General features: G+C 63.2%; 17 protein-coding genes. 10 read left to right on the forward strand and 7 right to left on the reverse strand.

Translation table 11 applies throughout. The features are described from left to right. The first annotated feature begins 148 nt into the window (after positions 1–148). Genes AOT96_RS01340 through AOT96_RS01350 form a run of 3 tightly spaced genes read left to right on the forward strand, consistent with a single transcriptional unit; the run spans position 149 to position 2,225 of the window. A complete protein-coding gene (locus AOT96_RS01340; protein ID WP_030536251.1) occupies positions 149–748 on the forward strand; it encodes a lipid droplet-associated protein in 600 nt (199 codons plus the stop codon). After that, on the forward strand, positions 745–2,010 hold the full coding sequence (xseA, locus tag AOT96_RS01345) for an exodeoxyribonuclease VII large subunit (RefSeq protein ID WP_042920858.1): 1,266 nt from the start codon (positions 745–747) through the stop codon (positions 2,008–2,010). Before AOT96_RS01340 ends, xseA begins: the two co-directional genes overlap by 4 nt. Then, entirely contained in the window at positions 2,007–2,225 is a 219-nt protein-coding gene (locus tag AOT96_RS01350) for an exodeoxyribonuclease VII small subunit (RefSeq protein WP_003945276.1), read from the forward strand. The genes xseA and AOT96_RS01350 overlap by 4 nt, the downstream gene beginning before the upstream one ends. A gap of 21 nt (positions 2,226–2,246) precedes the next feature. Here AOT96_RS01350 and AOT96_RS01355 read toward each other — a convergent pair whose 3' ends face one another. Next, positions 2,247–2,816, reverse strand: a complete 570-nt coding sequence (locus AOT96_RS01355) for a DUF4245 domain-containing protein (protein ID WP_003945206.1) — start codon at positions 2,814–2,816, stop codon at positions 2,247–2,249. A gap of 180 nt (positions 2,817–2,996) precedes the next feature. Here AOT96_RS01355 and glpX point away from each other — a divergent pair, with 180 nt between their 5' ends. Continuing rightward, positions 2,997–4,031 (forward strand): class II fructose-bisphosphatase, encoded by a 1,035-nt coding sequence (gene glpX, locus AOT96_RS01360; protein ID WP_003945202.1) that lies wholly within the window; start codon positions 2,997–2,999, stop codon positions 4,029–4,031. A 101-nt stretch (positions 4,032–4,132) separates the two neighbouring features. After that, positions 4,133–5,536, forward strand: coding sequence for a class II fumarate hydratase (locus tag AOT96_RS01365; protein ID WP_003945220.1), 1,404 nt, complete (start codon positions 4,133–4,135; stop codon positions 5,534–5,536). A gap of 49 nt (positions 5,537–5,585) precedes the next feature. On the opposite strand, the gene AOT96_RS01370 is transcribed toward AOT96_RS01365, so the two are convergent. Further along, a complete protein-coding gene (locus tag AOT96_RS01370) occupies positions 5,586–6,257 on the reverse strand; it encodes an NADPH-dependent F420 reductase (RefSeq protein WP_003945272.1) in 672 nt (223 codons plus the stop codon). Between the two features lie 107 nt (positions 6,258–6,364). Continuing rightward, positions 6,365–6,820, reverse strand: coding sequence for a nitroreductase family deazaflavin-dependent oxidoreductase (locus AOT96_RS01375; RefSeq protein WP_042920867.1), 456 nt, complete (start codon positions 6,818–6,820; stop codon positions 6,365–6,367). 340 nt (positions 6,821–7,160) lie between these two features. On the opposite strand from AOT96_RS01375, the gene AOT96_RS01380 reads away from it, so the two are divergent. The 5 genes from AOT96_RS01380 (at position 7,161) to AOT96_RS01400 (ending at position 11,985) form a co-directional block, all read left to right on the forward strand. After that, positions 7,161–7,727, forward strand: coding sequence for a TetR/AcrR family transcriptional regulator (locus AOT96_RS01380; protein WP_003945239.1), 567 nt, complete (start codon positions 7,161–7,163; stop codon positions 7,725–7,727). 97 nt (positions 7,728–7,824) lie between these two features. After that, positions 7,825–9,396, forward strand: a complete 1,572-nt coding sequence (locus AOT96_RS01385; protein ID WP_065351208.1) for an MFS transporter — start codon at positions 7,825–7,827, stop codon at positions 9,394–9,396. 97 nt (positions 9,397–9,493) lie between these two features. Then, positions 9,494–11,107: a serine hydrolase gene (locus tag AOT96_RS01390; protein ID WP_064689298.1), complete on the forward strand. Its 1,614-nt coding sequence runs from the start codon at positions 9,494–9,496 to the stop codon at positions 11,105–11,107. A 17-nt stretch (positions 11,108–11,124) separates the two neighbouring features. Further along, positions 11,125–11,550 (forward strand): limonene-1,2-epoxide hydrolase family protein, encoded by a 426-nt coding sequence (locus tag AOT96_RS01395; RefSeq protein ID WP_007726363.1) that lies wholly within the window; start codon positions 11,125–11,127, stop codon positions 11,548–11,550. 30 nt (positions 11,551–11,580) lie between these two features. Beyond that, on the forward strand, positions 11,581–11,985 hold the full coding sequence (locus tag AOT96_RS01400) for a carboxymuconolactone decarboxylase family protein (protein ID WP_003945227.1): 405 nt from the start codon (positions 11,581–11,583) through the stop codon (positions 11,983–11,985). A gap of 60 nt (positions 11,986–12,045) precedes the next feature. Here the strand turns inward: AOT96_RS01400 and AOT96_RS01405 are convergent, their stop codons facing one another. The 4 genes from AOT96_RS01405 to glyA form a co-directional block, all read right to left on the reverse strand. After that, complete coding sequence (locus AOT96_RS01405; RefSeq protein WP_058037245.1) at positions 12,046–13,413, reverse strand: PhoH family protein; 1,368 nt, start codon at positions 13,411–13,413, stop codon at positions 12,046–12,048. A gap of 275 nt (positions 13,414–13,688) precedes the next feature. Next, positions 13,689–14,405, reverse strand: coding sequence for a helix-turn-helix transcriptional regulator (locus AOT96_RS01410; protein WP_030536254.1), 717 nt, complete (start codon positions 14,403–14,405; stop codon positions 13,689–13,691). Positions 14,406–14,431: 26 nt separating this feature from the next. Further along, the gene (locus AOT96_RS01415) at positions 14,432–15,865 is read right to left on the reverse strand and encodes an amidase (protein WP_065351209.1); all 1,434 of its coding nucleotides are present in this window, start codon (positions 15,863–15,865) and stop codon (positions 14,432–14,434) included. A 152-nt stretch (positions 15,866–16,017) separates the two neighbouring features. After that, a complete protein-coding gene (gene glyA / locus AOT96_RS01420) occupies positions 16,018–17,325 on the reverse strand; it encodes a serine hydroxymethyltransferase (RefSeq protein ID WP_003945195.1) in 1,308 nt (435 codons plus the stop codon). Between the last annotated feature and the right edge of the window lie 20 nt (positions 17,326–17,345).

Below are 17,345 nucleotides of genomic sequence, written 5' to 3' on the forward strand. Positions count from 1 at the left end.
CAGCCTACTGGCACCTCGAACGTGAGACACTCCGGCAAACGTGAACACCTCGGTTTCGGGCTCCGATCGAAGGTTCCGAAGTAAACGAGTACAGCCGTCACAGGCAAGTCGGCTACCGATTGTCGGAGCTTTGCGGCAAGCTGTGGGAATGATCCGACCACCGTTCGTGGCGCGCGTTGCCGCGGGACTCGCCGTCACCGCGATGGAAGAGGCAAAGAAGTTGCCCACCACCGCCGTCGCCCTGCCGATGACCGCCGTGAGCCAGATGCTGCAGACAAGCATGCGCGTGCAGCAGTCGATCACCTCGCTGGCGATCAAGGGCGATCAGGCATTTGCACTGATCAACTGGTCTTCCGAGGACGAACAGCCCGAGTGGGCGGTCTTCGACGAAGACGTCGATGCGCCTGCTGACCCGACGCCTTCCACCGGATCGACCACCGCTGACACCCCGACCAACGCCGGTCGCTTCGCGCTCTACTCGCTCGAGCCGACTGCCCCCATCGAGGAACCCGCACCCGTCGCCGAGTCCGAATCCACGGCAGCTACGACGGACGGACCTGCCGAAGAGCCCGAGATCGTCACCGAACTCGACTACCCCAACCTCACACTCGCACAGCTCCGTGCGCGCATCCGGACGCTCAGCATCGACGAGCTGACCGCAGTCCTGGACTACGAGAATGCGACGCTCGCCCGGGCACCGTTCCAGACCATGCTCACTAACCGCATCACCACAGCCAAGGCAAAGTGACTTCCGCAACGCCCCCCGCTTCATCGCAGCGATCGTCCGGCGCCAGTAGCGCTGAGCAGCCGTGGCCGGTCCGCACGGTTTCCGCCAAGGTCGCCGGCTGGATCGATCGGCTCGGCAGTATCTGGGTCGAAGGTCAGATCACCCAGATCAATGCACGCCCCGGCACCCGAACGGCCTTTCTCGTCCTGCGTGATCCGTCGGCAGACATGTCGCTGTCGATCACGTGCTCACCGCAGTTGTTGCACAACTCCCCGGTGCCGTTGACCGAGGGCTCGCGAGTCGTGATGTTCGGCAAGCTCTCGTTCTACACCGGACGCGGAACGGTGTCGTTGCGTGTCACCGAGATTCGCGCCGTGGGTATCGGTGAGCTGCTTGCCCGCATCGAGAGACTGCGCGCCTTGCTCGCCGCCGAGGGCTTGTTCGATCCGCGGCTCAAACGGCCGCTTCCGTTTCTGCCCGGCACGATCGGCCTGATCACGGGCCGAGCCAGTGCGGCCGAGAAGGATGTCGTCTCAGTCGCCCATCGTCGTTGGCCAGCAGTTGCCATCGCAGTGCGTAACACCGCGGTTCAGGGTCCGACTGCTGTTCCCCAGATCATCGAAGCGCTGAAGGAACTCGACGCCAACCCGGTAGTCGACGTCATCATCCTCGCTCGCGGCGGCGGTAGCGTCGAGGATCTCCTGCCGTTCTCCGACGAAGCGCTGTGCCGCGCCATCGTGGCCTGCACGACGCCGATCGTCAGTGCCATCGGACACGAGCCGGACAGCCCGCTCAGTGACCACGTCGCCGACCTGCGCGCAGCCACACCCACGGACGCGGCCAAGCGCGTCGTACCCGACGCGGTTGCGGAAGCTGCCCTGGTTGCGGATCTGCGTGACCGCAGCGCTGCGGCACTGCGCAGCTGGGTCAAGCGTGAGTCTCATCTGATCGAACAGTTGCGCACTCGACCGGTCATGGCATCGCCGCTGCTCGCGGTGGACCGTCGCGCCGAGGAGGTCGAAAGGCTCCAAGCCGCCGGACGACGCGATGTGACTCGGTTGATCGACTCCGAGTCCCGAACGATCGAGCATCTGCGCGCCCGGCTCACCACGCTGGGCCCCGCCGCGACGCTGGCCCGCGGATACGCAGTCGTGCAACGTGTTGTCGCCGAAGGCGATCCGGAGGTTCTGCGCTCGGTCGAGGACGCGCCACCCGGTACCCAGATTCGAGTTCGACTTGCAGACGGCGCCGTTCGCGCCGCAGTGATGGGAAGAGAAAAATGAGCAACGCCACCGACACCGACATCAACGAACTCGGCTACGAAGCAGCCCGGGACGAACTGGTGAGCGTCGTGAAGATTCTCGAACAGGGCGGTCTGGACCTCGACGCGTCACTCTCACTGTGGGAGCGAGGCGAAGCGTTGGCCAAGCGCTGTGAAGAGCACTTGGCCGGCGCGAGGGCCCGCGTCGAAAAGGCTCTGGCCGAAGCGGACGAGTAGCGTCCGCTCCGACCGCAAATCCTATGGCGTGATCGGCTGCGCTGCGCCGACCTTCTCGGCAAGAATCCGGAACTCTTCCGGCGTCGCCGCGCCCGTGAGCAACAGGCGAACATCCCCGACGTCCGTGACCCAGATCGACTCGACACCTTCGCCGCCGAAGACGTTCCACGTATCGGCACCGACGGTCTCGACTCCGGTCGCGAATCGCTGTCCACCGGCAACATGTGACACCAACGGGAATTCCTCGGCGTTGCTCTGTGTCAGCTGGATGTAGCGACCACTGGTCGTGATGAATCCCACAGTGCTCGAATCTCCGCCGCCGTCGCCGGAGATGATCTTGCGACTGCCGGAGTTCGGAGTCCACCCGTCCGGAACACCGGGATTACGGATGGGAAATCCGAGTTCCTTCGCGTCGTAGTTCAGAGCTGCGTCCACGTCGACGCTCGGGATAGGCCCCTGTGTCGGGCCGCCAGGACTGAACGTGCACTGGCTGGCGATGCCCGCAATGATGATGCAGAACAGCACCAACGGTACGAGAGACCAGACCATGTCTTTGTTGTCTTCGAGAATGCGGGGTTTCTTCGATGCCACACCTCCAGTATCCAGGTACTCCGCAGTAGATACGATTCCCGGTCCCCCTCGAGCGAGACAAAACGTCTCTGCGGCGACCCGACAGCGCACGTAGCCGCTCCCATCTGGGACAATGACGCCTGAAGAAACCACTGCGTCGACACACCCCGTCGACCGCGACCGCGCCAGGAGGCACCGCACATGACGGCCAGCAGCACTCATCGTGAGACCCCGGACCGTAACCTCGCACTCGAATTGGTCCGAGTCACCGAAGCCGGTGCTATGGCTGCCGGCCGCTGGGTAGGCCGCGGCGACAAGGAAGGCGGCGACGGAGCAGCCGTCGACGCCATGCGTCAGCTCGTCTCCTCAGTCTCGATGCGCGGCATCGTCGTCATCGGTGAAGGCGAGAAGGACGAAGCGCCGATGCTGTTCAACGGCGAAGAGGTCGGAAACGGCGACGGCCCCGACTGTGACTTCGCCGTCGACCCGGTCGACGGCACCACCTTGATGTCCAAGGGCATGCCCAACGCGATCTCTGTTCTGGCTGTTGCCGAGCGCGGCGCGATGTTCGATCCGTCGGCCGTGTTCTACATGGAGAAGATCGCTGTCGGGCCGGATGCCGCAGATGTCATCGACATCAGCGCACCGATCGCCGAGAACATCAAGCGCGTGGCCAAGGTCAAGAAGGCGTCGGTCTCCGACATCACGATCTGCATCCTGGACCGCCCGCGTCACAACCAGCTGATCCAGGACGTTCGCGACACCGGCGCTCGTATCCGTCTGATCTCCGACGGTGACGTTGCCGGCGCGATCGCCGCAGCGCGTCCGGAGTCCGGCACCGACATGCTCGTGGGCATCGGCGGAACGCCAGAGGGCATCATCGCCGCAGCAGCCATGCGCTGCATGGGTGGATCGTTGCAGGGCAAGCTGGCCCCCACCGACGACGAAGAGCGTCAGAAGGCCATCGACGCCGGTCACGATCTCGATCGGATCCTGTCCACCGAAGATCTCGTCTCGGGCGAGAACGTCTTCTTCTGCGCCACCGGCGTCACCGACGGTGACCTCCTGCGCGGCGTCCGCTACTACGGCGGCGGCGCCAGCACGCAGTCCATCGTGATGCGTAGCAAGTCCGGCACCGTTCGCATGATCGACGCGTACCACCGTCTCGAGAAGCTGCGCGAGTACAGCTCCGTCGACTTCGACGGCGAAGAGGGCGCGGTTCCCCCGACGTTCTGATGGGCTCCGCCCCGTGAGTGGTTAGGGAGTCCCTGCACTCCTTAACCGCTCACGGGGGACGTAGTCCCCTACCAGCTCTCGAAAAGTGGCAATGTGGAGCCATGACGGAGAGCAACGATCAACAGTTCCGAATCGAACACGACACCATGGGCGAAGTTCGGGTGCCCATCGACGCACTGTGGCGAGCACAGACCCAGCGTGCAGTCGAGAACTTCCCGATCAGCGGGCGCCCGCTCGAGCGCACCCAGATCCGCGCAATGGGCCTGCTGAAAGCAGCGTGTGCGCAGGTCAACAAGGACCTCGGACTCCTCGACGCGGACAAGGCCGACGCAATCATCGCCGCCGCGAACGAGATCGCCGAAGGCAAGCACGACGATCAGTTCCCCATCGACGTCTTCCAGACCGGCTCGGGAACCAGTTCGAACATGAACGCCAACGAGGTCATCGCATCCATCGCGAAGGCCGCCGGTGTGGACGTACATCCCAATGATCACGTCAACATGTCGCAGTCCTCCAACGACACCTTCCCCACCGCCACGCATGTCGCAGCTACCGAAGCAGCGGTCACCGATCTTGTTCCGGCACTGGAACATCTGCATGCTGCGCTTGCCACGAAGGCGACCGAGTGGAAGACCGTCGTCAAATCCGGACGCACCCATCTGATGGACGCTGTGCCGGTCACGCTCGGTCAGGAGTTCGGCGGCTACGCACGTCAGATCGAGGCCGGCATCGAGCGCGTCAACGCAACACTCCCCCGCCTCGGCGAGCTGCCGATCGGCGGAACAGCAGTCGGCACCGGTCTCAATGCTCCGGATGGATTCGGCCCCAAAGTTGTTGCCGAACTGGTCAAGTCGACCGGTGTCGACGCGCTGACTCCGGCGAAGAACAGCTTCGAAGCGCAGGCCGCGCGTGACGGACTGGTCGAGGCATCGGGCGCGCTGCGGACCATCGCCGTCTCACTGACGAAGATTGCCAACGACATTCGGTGGATGGGATCGGGTCCGCTGACCGGACTCGGCGAGATCGCACTCCCTGATCTGCAGCCGGGAAGCTCGATCATGCCCGGAAAGGTGAACCCGGTCCTGCCCGAGGCAACCACTCAGGTTGCGGCTCAGGTGATCGGAAACGACGCCGCCATCGCGTGGGGTGGCGCCGCCGGAGCTTTCGAACTCAACGTCTACATCCCGGTCATGGCCCGCAACCTGCTGGAGTCGTTCACCTTGCTGGCCAACGTCTCTCGACTGTTCGCCGACAAGTGCGTCAGCGGACTGGTCGCGCACGAGGAGCACCTCAAGACACTCGCCGAATCTTCGCCGTCGATCGTGACGCCCCTCAACTCGGCAATCGGTTACGAGGAAGCCGCAGCCGTCGCGAAGCAGGCGCTCAAAGAGAAGAAGACGATCCGTCAGGTCGTCATCGAGCGCGGACTCGTCCCGGACAAGCTGAGCGAGGAAGAACTCGACAAGCGTCTCGACGTTCTGGCGATGGCGAAGGTCAAGGACTGAACAAACAAAAGAGTGGCGGTTTCCACTTCGGAAACCGCCACACTTTTCCCTACACCGTAGTGGTTGCCCGCCACTCGTCGGTGCGATCGGGGCTCGCCTCGGCCAATGCTTTCAGCGTCGCTTCGCGATCGAAATCCTTGCCGTACACGGGAGTTCCCGGCTGCTGACGCCAGGAATCGTCGATCGTTCCCGCATCGACGGGATCGAAGCCCAACTGATTGATCAGATCGAAGACGACCTGCTTGTTCGCGTCGTCGTCGCCGGCGATGGGTAGCGCAATGCGCCCCTCTGCACCTTCGGGAAGCCCCTTCTCGAGGAGATGCTTCCACCAGATTCCGTTGAACGCCTTGAACACCGGTACACCCAGGTGTTCCTGCACCCATCCGCTTTCGGTCTGTCCGTCCTCGATGGCGGCGATCAGACCGTCACGCTGTTGCGGGTAGTAGTTGTTGGTCTCGATGACCGGGGCACCTGCGACCGCACCGCTGAGAATCCCCGCCGGTAGATCAACCACGTTCTTCTGCGGAATGCTCACGATGACCAGCTCGGCACCCTCGGCGGCCTCGGTGCTGCGGACTGCCTTCGCACCCGTCTCGGCTTCCAGTTCTGCAAGCGTGTCCGGTGTCCGCGAGTTCGAGACGCGCACGTCGTGACCGAGCGCAGCGAGCCTACGTGTGAGCGTGCCACCGATCTGACCGGCTCCGATGATTCCGATGCGCATGATCCTGCTCCTTCGTCGTGTGGAGTGGCGATCGCGCCACCGCTGCATTCGTCAACGACGAGAACGCACCGGGTCATTCCGCACCGGCCATTTCAACTCCCGTTGATTCAATCGGTTGACGAATCGAGTGCGAGTTTGATGCGAACACTGACCGGGTCGGTCTGCAATCCACGAAAGGCAGAGGCCGTCAGCGCCGATCTGATCTTCCCCGACGCAAATGTCTTCACCCGCGCCGGCACGTCGTCGTCCGGCATGATCTGGGCCTGTCCGTCCACCCACTCGCCGCGGCGACGGATCCGAACCTTCGGCGTCGCAGAGATATTGGCACCCCACCCCGTGCCGGTGCCATGCTGCGCAATGACCCACGCCTCGTCACCGTCGTAGGTGATCGCAACGGGCACTCGGCGGGTCAGACCGGTTCGGCGTCCAACCGTCTCGATCTCGGTCATCAACGACGGCATCAAACCGATCCGATTCAATCCGGTGACCAGCGGATTGGCGAAATACTTCCCGACTGCGACTTCGATTCTTCGTTTTCGTGCAACTGACGTCGGTACCGGCATGTCGTTTCCTCTCCTCCGAAGCTGGTGCTCGAAGCAACAGCTCTATACCGCACGATATAACCACTGTTCGGGGAGTTTTGCCACCAAGAATCTCCGTCGATACCCACCACCTGCACACAACACTTGACTGTGTCTGTCGGTTACATCTAGTCTCAGATTCGTTCCTATACCGATCGACATACTGGGAGGCAGTGATGAACACACCTCGAGACGCCTTGTTGCCATGACCGGCCCGCAGACGCGTTGTCCGATCGCCGCAGCGCGTCGCAAGTGGGGAGTACCAAGAGAATCAGCGGCACCAGATGATTCGAACAGCACTGCGATTGCATACGATGGCGGGATGGCCGACTCCGATTCCCGCACTCTGATGCTGGTCGGCGCCATCAATGCCTTCCGTGAACACGGGATCGCGACGACCTCGCTCACCGAGATCGTCGAACGCTCGGGAGCTCCCCGCGGGTCGGTGTACCACTACTTTCCCGAGGGCAAAGGACAGCTGGCCGGCGAAGCAGTTGCCTACTTCGGCCGGGGCGTCAGTGCCGCGATCAGTTCGATGATCGCTCAGTCTTCCCCACCGGAGATCATCGACGCGGTTGTCACGATATTTCGAAACAGCTTGGTAGAGAGCGATTTCACCTCCTCCTGTCCGGTCGCAGCCGCGGCAGTGGAGGGCGCGTCGACGCCGGCGGCATTAACTGCTGCGGGCGAATCCTTCACCTCGTGGGAATCGCTTCTCACATCGTTCTTCTGGCAGCAGGGACAGCCGTCCGAGACTGCAGCACAGTGGGCAACCGTCGTGATCGCGTCAATCGAAGGCGCGACGCTGATGGCAAAAGCTCAGCACACCACGGCGCCTCTCGATCGCATCGGCGCTCACCTCAAGGCTCTGGTCTCGGCCCCGAGCTGACCAACCCTCTTTCTTCCAACCGCTGCTGCCGTCCGCGCAGGAGCAGAGATGGCGTACAAACATGTCTCACACACTTGCACCGGCGCCCTCGGCGCCCATGATGACCAAGTCCCGTCGATTCACTGCGCTGATCTTCATCTGCCTCGCCGAACTCCTTGTCGTGCTGGACAACACAGTGGTCAACGTCGCACTGCCGACGATGAGCGTCGACTTGTTCGCCAGCGTCAGCGACCTGCAGTGGATCGTCGACGCGTACACGTTGACCTTCGCCGGGTTCCTACTCACTTTCGGCCACCTGGGTGACCGCTTCGGACGCCGCCGAGTGATGATCATCGGCTTGATCGGCGTCGGTGCGATGTCGCTCGTCGGCGCCTTGGCTTCCAACCTCGAACAGGTGATCATGGCGCGAGCCGCCATGGGTGTCTTTGCCGCAGCTGTCTTTCCGGCTACGTTGGCCATGATCACCAACATCTTCACCGACGCCAGAGAACGAGCCATCGCCATCGCGGCCTGGACCGCAATGGCCGGCTTCGCGATTGCCATCGGCCCGACTGCGGGCGGCTGGCTTCTCGAGCACTTCTCCTGGCACTCGGTGTTCTGGATGAACGTTCCGGCAGCATTGTTGGTCATCGTGGGTGTGCTGCTGGTTGTTCCGGAATCGAAGGCGCTCCACGTCGGCCGATTCGATTTCGTCGGAACAATCTTGTCGCTACTGGGCATCGTCATTCTGGTGTGGACCATCATCGACGCACCACATCGCGGATGGGTGTCGACATTCAGCATCACGGGATACCTCTCTGCGACAGTGTTTTTGGCCGCATTCGTCGCATGGGAACTGCGCACCGACGCGCCGATCCTGAACATGAATCTCTTCCGAATCCGGCGGTTTTCTTTCCCCGCCTTGGCTATTGCTGTCAGCTACTTCAGCATGTTCGGATTCTTGTTCCTGATCACGCAGTACTTCCAGGGCGTTCGGGAGTACTCGCCGCTCGAATTCGGCATCCACTCTTTGCCTTTCGCTGCAGCTGTCGCCGTGGGCGCCCCAGTCGCCACCTTGGCGGCACAGAAACTCGGCACGACTGCAGTGATGGTGTTCGGCCTCCTGGTACTCAGCGGCGGGATGTTCCTGGCGGGTCGGACGACCGTCGAGACGCCCTACCTCGGACCCGTCGTGATCTCGATGGTCCTCATGGGTCTGGGCCTCGCAATTGTCCAGGGACCGGCGACCGACTCCATCATGTCCTCGGTGCCCCTCGACGAAGCGGGCGCAGGTTCGGCAGTCAACGACACGACGCGTGAGCTCGGCGGGACCCTGGGTGTCGCCGTCATCGGTTCGATCGTCGCCTCGTACTACACGTCCAAGGTGGCTCCGATCGTCGACGCCATTCCCGACGCCGTGATGTCGGCGCAGGAGAAAGGCTTCGCTCGTGAGTCCGTGCTCAGCGTCATCGAGATCCGCTCCCGCGACATCAGTCCGCTCTTCGAGCAGCAGAAGGACAGTCTGATCTACACGATGAAGACCGCATGCCTGGAAGGTTTCGCCATCGCGTCGTACTTCACGGTCGGAGCAGCATTGATCACCGCTCTGATGGTCGCGTTGTTGCTCCCTTGGAAGCCGGTCACGGAAGGCTCCATTCTCGGCAGTCTGACAACCAAGACCCCGAAGTAGCTACAAGGTTTCCCGATTTGTCCCAATATCAGCCCGCCGTTCCCCGATACTGGGTTGACCGAGTGGTACCGACGACAACCCTGCTAGGGAGAATCTCGTGTCCATCACCAGTAGAAACAGCTCGCGACTGTCGGCAGCGGCGGTTCCGGTAGTACTGACGGTCGCCCTGCTCGCCGGATGCTCGTCCGATTCAGACACCACCTCGGCGCCCGGGCCGGTCGTCAGCGACGCCAGCCCGGGTCTCGACGCCGGGGTGCCGATCCCGGACGGGCAAATCGACGACGCGGTCGGGAAGCTCGACGGCCTCGCGAACGACCTCATGGCAAGTTCCGGTGTTCCCGGTATGGCGGTGGCCGTGGTGCACGGAGGTAAGACTGTGTACGCGAAGGGATTCGGGGTTCGCGAGTTGGGTAAGAGCGCCACCGTCGATGCCGACACCGTGTTCCAACTGGCATCGGTGTCGAAATCGGTCGGGGCCACGGTGGTCGCCCACGAAGTCGGAATCGGGACCGTCGACTGGGACACTCCGGTGATCTCGAAACTGCCGGGGTTTGCGCTTGCCGATCCGTGGGTGACCGACCACCTCACGATCTCCGATCTCTACACGCATCGGTCGGGGTTACCGGACCACGCCGGCGACGGGCTGGAGGACCTGGGCTACAACCGGGCCCAGGTGCTCGAAAAACTTCGCCAACTACCGCTCAATCCATTCCGAATCACATACGAGTACACGAACTTCGGCGTCACTGCCGGTGCGGAGGCCGTTGCAGCCGCGGCGGGCACCGATTGGGAAACGCTGTCGCAGAACACGATCTACGGTCCGCTCGGTATGACTTCGACGTCTTCGCGGTTCGCCGATTACCAAGCCCGAGAAAATCGAACAGTCGGCCACATCCTCGAAGACGGAAAGTACAAGGTAGGGCCGGTTCGGGACGCCGACGCCCAATCCCCCGCCGGTGGAGTCAGCTCCTCGGTGAACGACATGGCCAAGTGGTTGGACATGGTGCTGTCGGGCGGCCGGTATCAGGGGCAGCAGGTCGTTCAGACGGAGGCGCTCGTGCCAGCAGTCAACCCGGAAATCGTCTCGCGCCATGCGCAGGAAATCGGGGAACGTTCCGGCTTCTACGGCTACGGGTTCAACGTTTCCGACAGCGCGGCAGGCCGTGTGACCGCCAGCCACTCCGGCGCCTTCCTGCTCGGTGCCGGGACCAATTTCGTCACGATTCCCTCCGCTGACGTCGGCATAGTCGTTCTGACCAACGGCACGCCCACCGGCGTCGCAGAGACCTTGACCGCCGAATTCGCCGATCTGGTGCAGTTCGGGAAGATCACCCGCGAGTGGCGCCCGCTGTACGAAGCGTCCTTTGCCTCACAAGCCGACCCTGAGGGCGAACTTGCCGGGAAGACGCCGCCGGCCTCCCCCGCTCCCGCGCCACCGACAGACCAATTGACCGGCGACTACGGCAATCCGTACTGGGGTCCCGCGCTCGTGACGCAGCAGAACGGTGCGCTGACCTTGACCATGGGTCCCGCGGCCGCGACGTACCCTCTGACCCACTGGGACGGAAACACCTTCACGTTCCCGCTCAGCGGCGAGAACGCACCGGCCGGGACGGTCTCGAAGGCCACCTTCGACGGAAACTCGCTAACCTTGGAGTACTTCGATCACGATCATCTCGGTACCTTCATCCGGGCAACACCGGCCGAATAATCAGCCAAGGACACCCCATGAGTAGTTCGACAGCCACGGTGAACGCAATGTTCGCGGCCCTCACCGATTTCGACGTGGACGCCGCAGCCGAATTGATGACAGACGACATCGTCTGGCAGAACGTCTCGCTCCCCACCCTGCGAGGCAAGAAGACCGTCGTGCGAGCGCTTCGTCTGGTCACGAAGCCTTCACTGAAATTCGAGGCGGAGATGCACCACATCGTCGGCGACGAGTCCACGGTGCTCACCGAACGCACCGACATCCTCACCGTCGGACCGTTGCGCATCGAGTTCTGGGTATGCGGAACTTTCGAACTGCGCGACGGCAAGGTCTGCGTCTGGCGGGACTACTTCAGTCTGCGAGACGTCGCGTGGGGCGTGGTGACCGCGGTCGGCCGCGCAGTCGTCGGGACCGGGACACGAAGTAGGCTTGCTCCGGCCTGAAATCACCTGCCGAAAGCGAGCGAACCTGCCATGTCCGAAAACACCACGCCTGACTCCTTCGACGCCGGATTGGCTGTGCGCACCGAAGTCATGGGGGCCGATTTCGTCGACGCCGCCTTCGAGCGCACCCGGGGAACGGACAGCGAAGAACTGCAGAACTTCGTGACGGCCAACGTCTGGGGTTCGGTATGGACGCGTCCCGGACTCGATCGCCGCAGTCGCAGTCTGATCAATCTGGGGATGCTGATCGCGCTGCGCGCCGAGAACGAACTCAAAGGCCACGTACGTGGGGCATTGCGAAACGGATTGACGCGCACCGAGATCGTCGAAACCGTGATCCACGCGAGCGCGTATTGCGGCGCGCCGGCCGGACTGGCGGCGATGCGTGTCGTGCAGGAAGTTCTCGACAACGAACTGGGACCGCTGCAAAACTGAACAACTTCAAACCCAGGCATCTCCCCGTGCAGACCGAAGTCCGCACGGGGAGATCACTTCTCAGGAAGTGGGGCCGAACTCCTCGAGCATGTCGGTCACCAACTCGGCGATCGGCGAACGCTCACTGCGCGTGAGTGTGATGTGCGCAAAAAGCGGGTGCCCCTTGAGCTTTTCGATGACGGCCGCAACTCCGTCGTGCCTGCCCACTCGCAGGTTGTCACGCTGCGCGACATCGTGCGTGAGGACCACTCGCGAGCCGGTTCCCAGACGAGAAAGCACTGTCAGCAGAACATTTCGTTCGAGCGACTGCGCTTCGTCGACGATCACGAACGAATCGTGCAGCGACCGACCGCGAATGTGCGTCAGCGGCAACACTTCCAGCATTCCGCGGGCGAGAACCTCCTCGAGAACCTCTGGCGAGGCCAACCCGTCGAGAGTGTCGAAAACGGCCTGAGCCCACGGGCCCATCTTCTCGCTCTCACTACCGGGAAGGTAGCCGAGTTCTTGTCCGCCAACGGCATACAACGGACGGAAGACGACAACCTTGCGCTGAGTGCGGCGCTCGAGAACGGCTTCCAAACCTGCCGTCAGAGCCAAGGCCGACTTACCGGTGCCCGCCTTACCACCGAGAGAGATGATACCGATGCTCTCGTCCATGAGGAGATCGAGCGCAATGCGCTGCTCGGCGGAGCGGCCGTGCAACCCGAACGCCTCGCGCTCACCGCGCACCAACTGGATACGCTTGTCGGGAGTCACCCGACCGAGGGCGCTCGACGAACCACCGAGCAGGCGAAGACCCGTGTGACACGGCAGATCTCGCGCTTCGTCGAGGTCCAGGTAACCCTCGTTGAACAGCTCGTCGATGTCCGTCGAGGCGACGTCCAGCTCAGTCATGCCCGTCCATCCGGATGGCACGACGTCGTGAGCGTGGTACTCGTCGGCAGGTAGTCCCACCGCGCCTGCCTTCACACGAAGCGGAATGTCCTTACTGACGAGGACTACGTCCTTACCCTCCGCCGCAAGGTTCAGCGCGCACGCCAGAATCCTCGAATCGTTACTGTCCGTGCGGAATCCGACGGGTAAGACCGCAGGGTCGGTGTGATTGAGTTCGACCTGCAGTGTCCCGTTCTCGGTGCCGATCGGTACCGGACGGTCGAGGCGGCTGTATTCGATCCGGAGATCGTCGAGCATGCGGAGCGATTCTCGGGCGAACCATCCCAGTTCGTGGTGGTGTCGCTTGCCTTCGAGTTCGCTGATCACGACGAGTGGCAGTACCACGTGGTGTTCGGCGAATCGAGTGACAGCCCATGGATCGGACAGTAGTACCGAGGTATCCAAGACGTACGTGCGAAGTGCATCTCCCGAATGATTCCCGGCTGATAGATCAGCCCGGGCCGAGTGGGCAGAGACGGAGCGTGATGCAGTCACGTTGGGCTCCTAGGTCTGCGCGGCACCCGCGCAAACTCAGCTCGCTGGGCCGGACGGCTCTGGTGTCAGGTGACGCTGTGTCAGCTGAAACAAGGGCCGGGCGCCGGCCCTCTCGTACTGAGTGTTTCAGTCACGATCAGAACCTCCCGCACAAGTAACTTCTGGTTACTCGTTACTGCCGACGGTACTGCGGATCGGACACTCGCGCCACGGAACGAGCCGCACATCTGGTGAACGCCAGGTAACAAAATGCCACTCGTGTGATTCAGCGTCACTCAGGACTCGATCAGACCCCACTTCGCGGCGCGCACCGCTGCCTGAACCCGCGAATTGGTTCCGGTCTTGACGAAGATGTTCTCGAGGTGGGTGGCGACGGTGCGACGGCTGACGAACAACTCCTCGGCGATCTCGACATTGCCCGCGCCCCTGGCCACCAATTGCAGTACTTGGATCTCCCGTGGGCTCAGATGGACACGATCGAGCGCCACCTGGTCCCCCACGACGCGCGAGCAGGCTGCGCTGGACGCCGCCACCACCTCCCGTACGCGATCGACGACGCCGGAATCCGCGAAGCTCATGTGCAGCAATCCGGTCACCTCACGGCCGGAGAACCCCAATGCGACCGACGCACCCTCGGCGTACCCGGACGGCCGCAGAACATCGGTGACCATCTCGACCTGCTCGAATCGTGGCACGTCCTGCCAGAACACGGGCACGCCCGAAGCCTCGCGAATGATGCCGAAGAGATTGCGATCGGCGACGAAGTCCTCGAGCAGGAACTCGAGCACCCTGGCGTCGTATCCGGAACTCGCCAGAGCCCGATGTCTTCCGCTCGACGGGTCTCGGTACGTGACCGCCGCAGCCGAGTACGCGAGTCCACGTGCGCGGAGTTCTTCGGCGCACAGGCCGAGAATGCCGTACGCCCCGGCCGCCGGCGATCGCGGCGCGAACATGTCAGGTCCAGCGCCGCGATCAGGCAGTACAGACGTCATCACACCAATCTAGCCAATCGTGTGAGCTAGGCCACGACCAGTGAATCGGCCGGCTTCTTGCCCGCCCACGGACGTGCCGCTTCGAAGTTCGCGGCAGCCCGCAGGACCAGTGCGTCCTGGCGGTGACGTGCGGCGATCTGCAGCCCCACCGGTCGACCGTCGGCTGTGAATCCAGCGGGCACGGTGATCGCCGGATTGTTGAGCATGTTGTACGGGTAGGTGAAGAGCCAATCGAGCAACTGCTCACGCAGCGACGCACCTTCGAGCCACGACGGCGCGAACTGACTGAGCGGGAACGTGGCCGAAGCCAGGGTCGGCGAGACCAACACGTCGTAGTCGTTCATGAACGTCGTCCACGTGTCCCACATGACGCCGCGGAAGGCGTCGGCCCGCCCGACGTCGACACCGGTGAGCCGCTCGGCCTCGTGCATGATCTCGATCAGGTTGTCGTCGACCTCGCCGCGCTGGTTCTCCCAGTCGAGCAAGTCGTATTCGGAAGCGAAACCGGGAACCCAGATGCCGTTCCACATCGACGCCGACGGATTTCCCCACTGCGGGGTCGCCTCGGTGATCCGGGCACCCAATTCCTCGAATGCCGACAACGCGTCGAGACACACCGCCAGCACCTCCGGATCAACATGGCCGAGACCGAGATTCGTCGACCACGCCACGCGAAGGCCCTTCACGTCACCCTTCGAGGCTTCGACGTACGAGGTCTCGGCACGCTCGATCGAGAGCGGGTCCGCATTGTCCGGCCCGGCCATGATGTCGAGCATCAGCGCGTTGTCGGCAACAGTCCGGGTGATCGGACCGTGATACGCCCAGTTGTAGAAGCGCCCGGCCAGGATGGTCTGCGGGATGACGCCGGTGGTCGGCTTCAACCCGACGACCCCGCAGAGCGCCGACGGGATACGCACCGATCCCGCGCCGTCACTGCCCTCGGCGAGTGGCCCGAGGCCTGCAGCCACGGCAGCCGACGCACCGCCACTGGACCCGCCCGCGCTGTTGCCGAGCTTCCACGGGTTGTGCGTCGGCCCGTACAGGTGGTTGTCCGTGCCACCGTAGTAACCACTTTCGGGAGTGTTCGTCTTTCCCAGGAACAGTCCGCCGGCGCCTCGCAGCCTGTCCACGACGACGGCATTTCCCGTCGCGATGTTGTCGGCCATCGGCTTCATCCCGAACGTGGTCGGCAGCCCGTCGACTGCCGTCAGATCTTTGATCGTGAACGGAACGCCGTGCAGCGGGCCGAGCTTCTCGCCCGCTTCCTGTTGCCGTGAGAGTTCGGCCGCATCGCGCGTCACCTGCTCGCGATCGAACTGCACTATCGCGTTGATCGACGGATTGACGGCGTCGACGCGCTGGATCATCGCTTCGGCAATCTCGTTGGGCGAGAGACTGTTCGACGCGACCGACGCCGCCATCTCGGTAGCGGAGAGCCAATGCAGATTCTGTTCGGTCATGGGGTTTCCTTCGCCGGAGGGGTGATGCTCTCAGGCTAGGAAGCACCGAACTCGGCCACCATCGGTCATGTGACCGATGCCACAATCCGCGACTGGCAAAAAACCAGCGGCCCGGCCCCTAAAAAGGGACCGGGCCGTCGGTGAAGGAATTCCTAGACGTTCTTGCTGAGCAGGCCCCAGTTCTCGAGACCGTCGTACAGCGGAAGGTCGAGAGCGAGCTTGGCGACGCGCGCACGCAGCGCCGGCAGATCCGCGTTGCCGGCCAGAGCGGTACCGATGATGTCGGCGACCTCGGTGAACTCGGCATCGCCGAATCCGCGAGTGGCCAACGCTGCGGTACCGATACGCAGACCGGAGGTGGTCATCGGCGGGCGGGGATCGAACGGAACAGCGTTGCGGTTGACCGTGATGCCGATTTCGTGCAGAAGGTCCTCACCCTGCTGGCCGTCGAGCTGCGAGTTACGCAGGTCCACGAGCACGAGGTGGACGTCTGTGCCGCCGGTCAAGACGCTGATGCCCTGGTCTGCGACGTCCTTGTTGCCCAGACGCTCGGCAAGGATGCGCGCACCGGAAAGGGTGCGTGCCTGACGATCCTTGAACTCTTCACCGGCAGCGATCTTGAAGGTGACTGCCTTGGCCGCGATGGCGTGCATGAGCGGTCCACCCTGCTGACCGGGGAAGACAGCAGAGTTGAGCTTCTTGGCCCACTCTTTCTTCGCCAGGATCAGGCCCGAACGCGGACCACCGAGGGTCTTGTGGACGGTCGAGGAGACGACGTCTGCGTACGGGACGGGCGACGGGTGCAAGCCTGCCGCAACCAGTCCGGCGAAGTGAGCCATGTCCACCCACAGGTACGCCCCGACCTCGTCGGCGATCGCACGGAACGCCGCGAAGTCCTGCTGACGCGGGTACGCGGACCAGCCGGCAACGATGACCTTCGGCTTCTCGGCGAGGGCGATCGAGCGCACCTCGTCCATGTCGATGCGGTGATCTTCCTTGCTGACGCCGTAGGACGCGACGTCGTACAACTTGCCGGAGAAGTTGAGCTTCATGCCGTGCGTGAGGTGACCGCCGTGTGCAAGGTCGAGGCCGAGCAGCTTCTCACCCGGGTTCATCAGTGCCATCAGAACAGCAGCGTTGGCCTGTGCGCCCGAGTGCGGCTGAACGTTCGCGAACTCTGCACCGAAGAGTTCCTTCGCACGGTTGCGCGCCAGATCCTCGATGACGTCGACGTGCTCGCAACCGCCGTAGTAACGACGTCCCGGGTAGCCCTCGGCGTACTTGTTGGTCAGGACGCTGCCCTGAGCCTGCAGAACCGAGCGGGGAACGAAGTTCTCCGACGCGATCATCTCGAGCGTGTCGCGCTGACGAGCCAATTCACCAGCCATCGCCTCGGCGACTTCGGGGTCGAGTTCGGCGAGTGATGCAGAGTTGACGTCGGAGCCGGGCACAGCGGTCATCGAGGAATCTCCAAGCTGGA

It is taken from the genome of Rhodococcus sp. 008 (assembly GCF_001682295.1).
Lineage (GTDB): Bacteria > Actinomycetota > Actinomycetes > Mycobacteriales > Mycobacteriaceae > Rhodococcus_F > Rhodococcus_F qingshengii.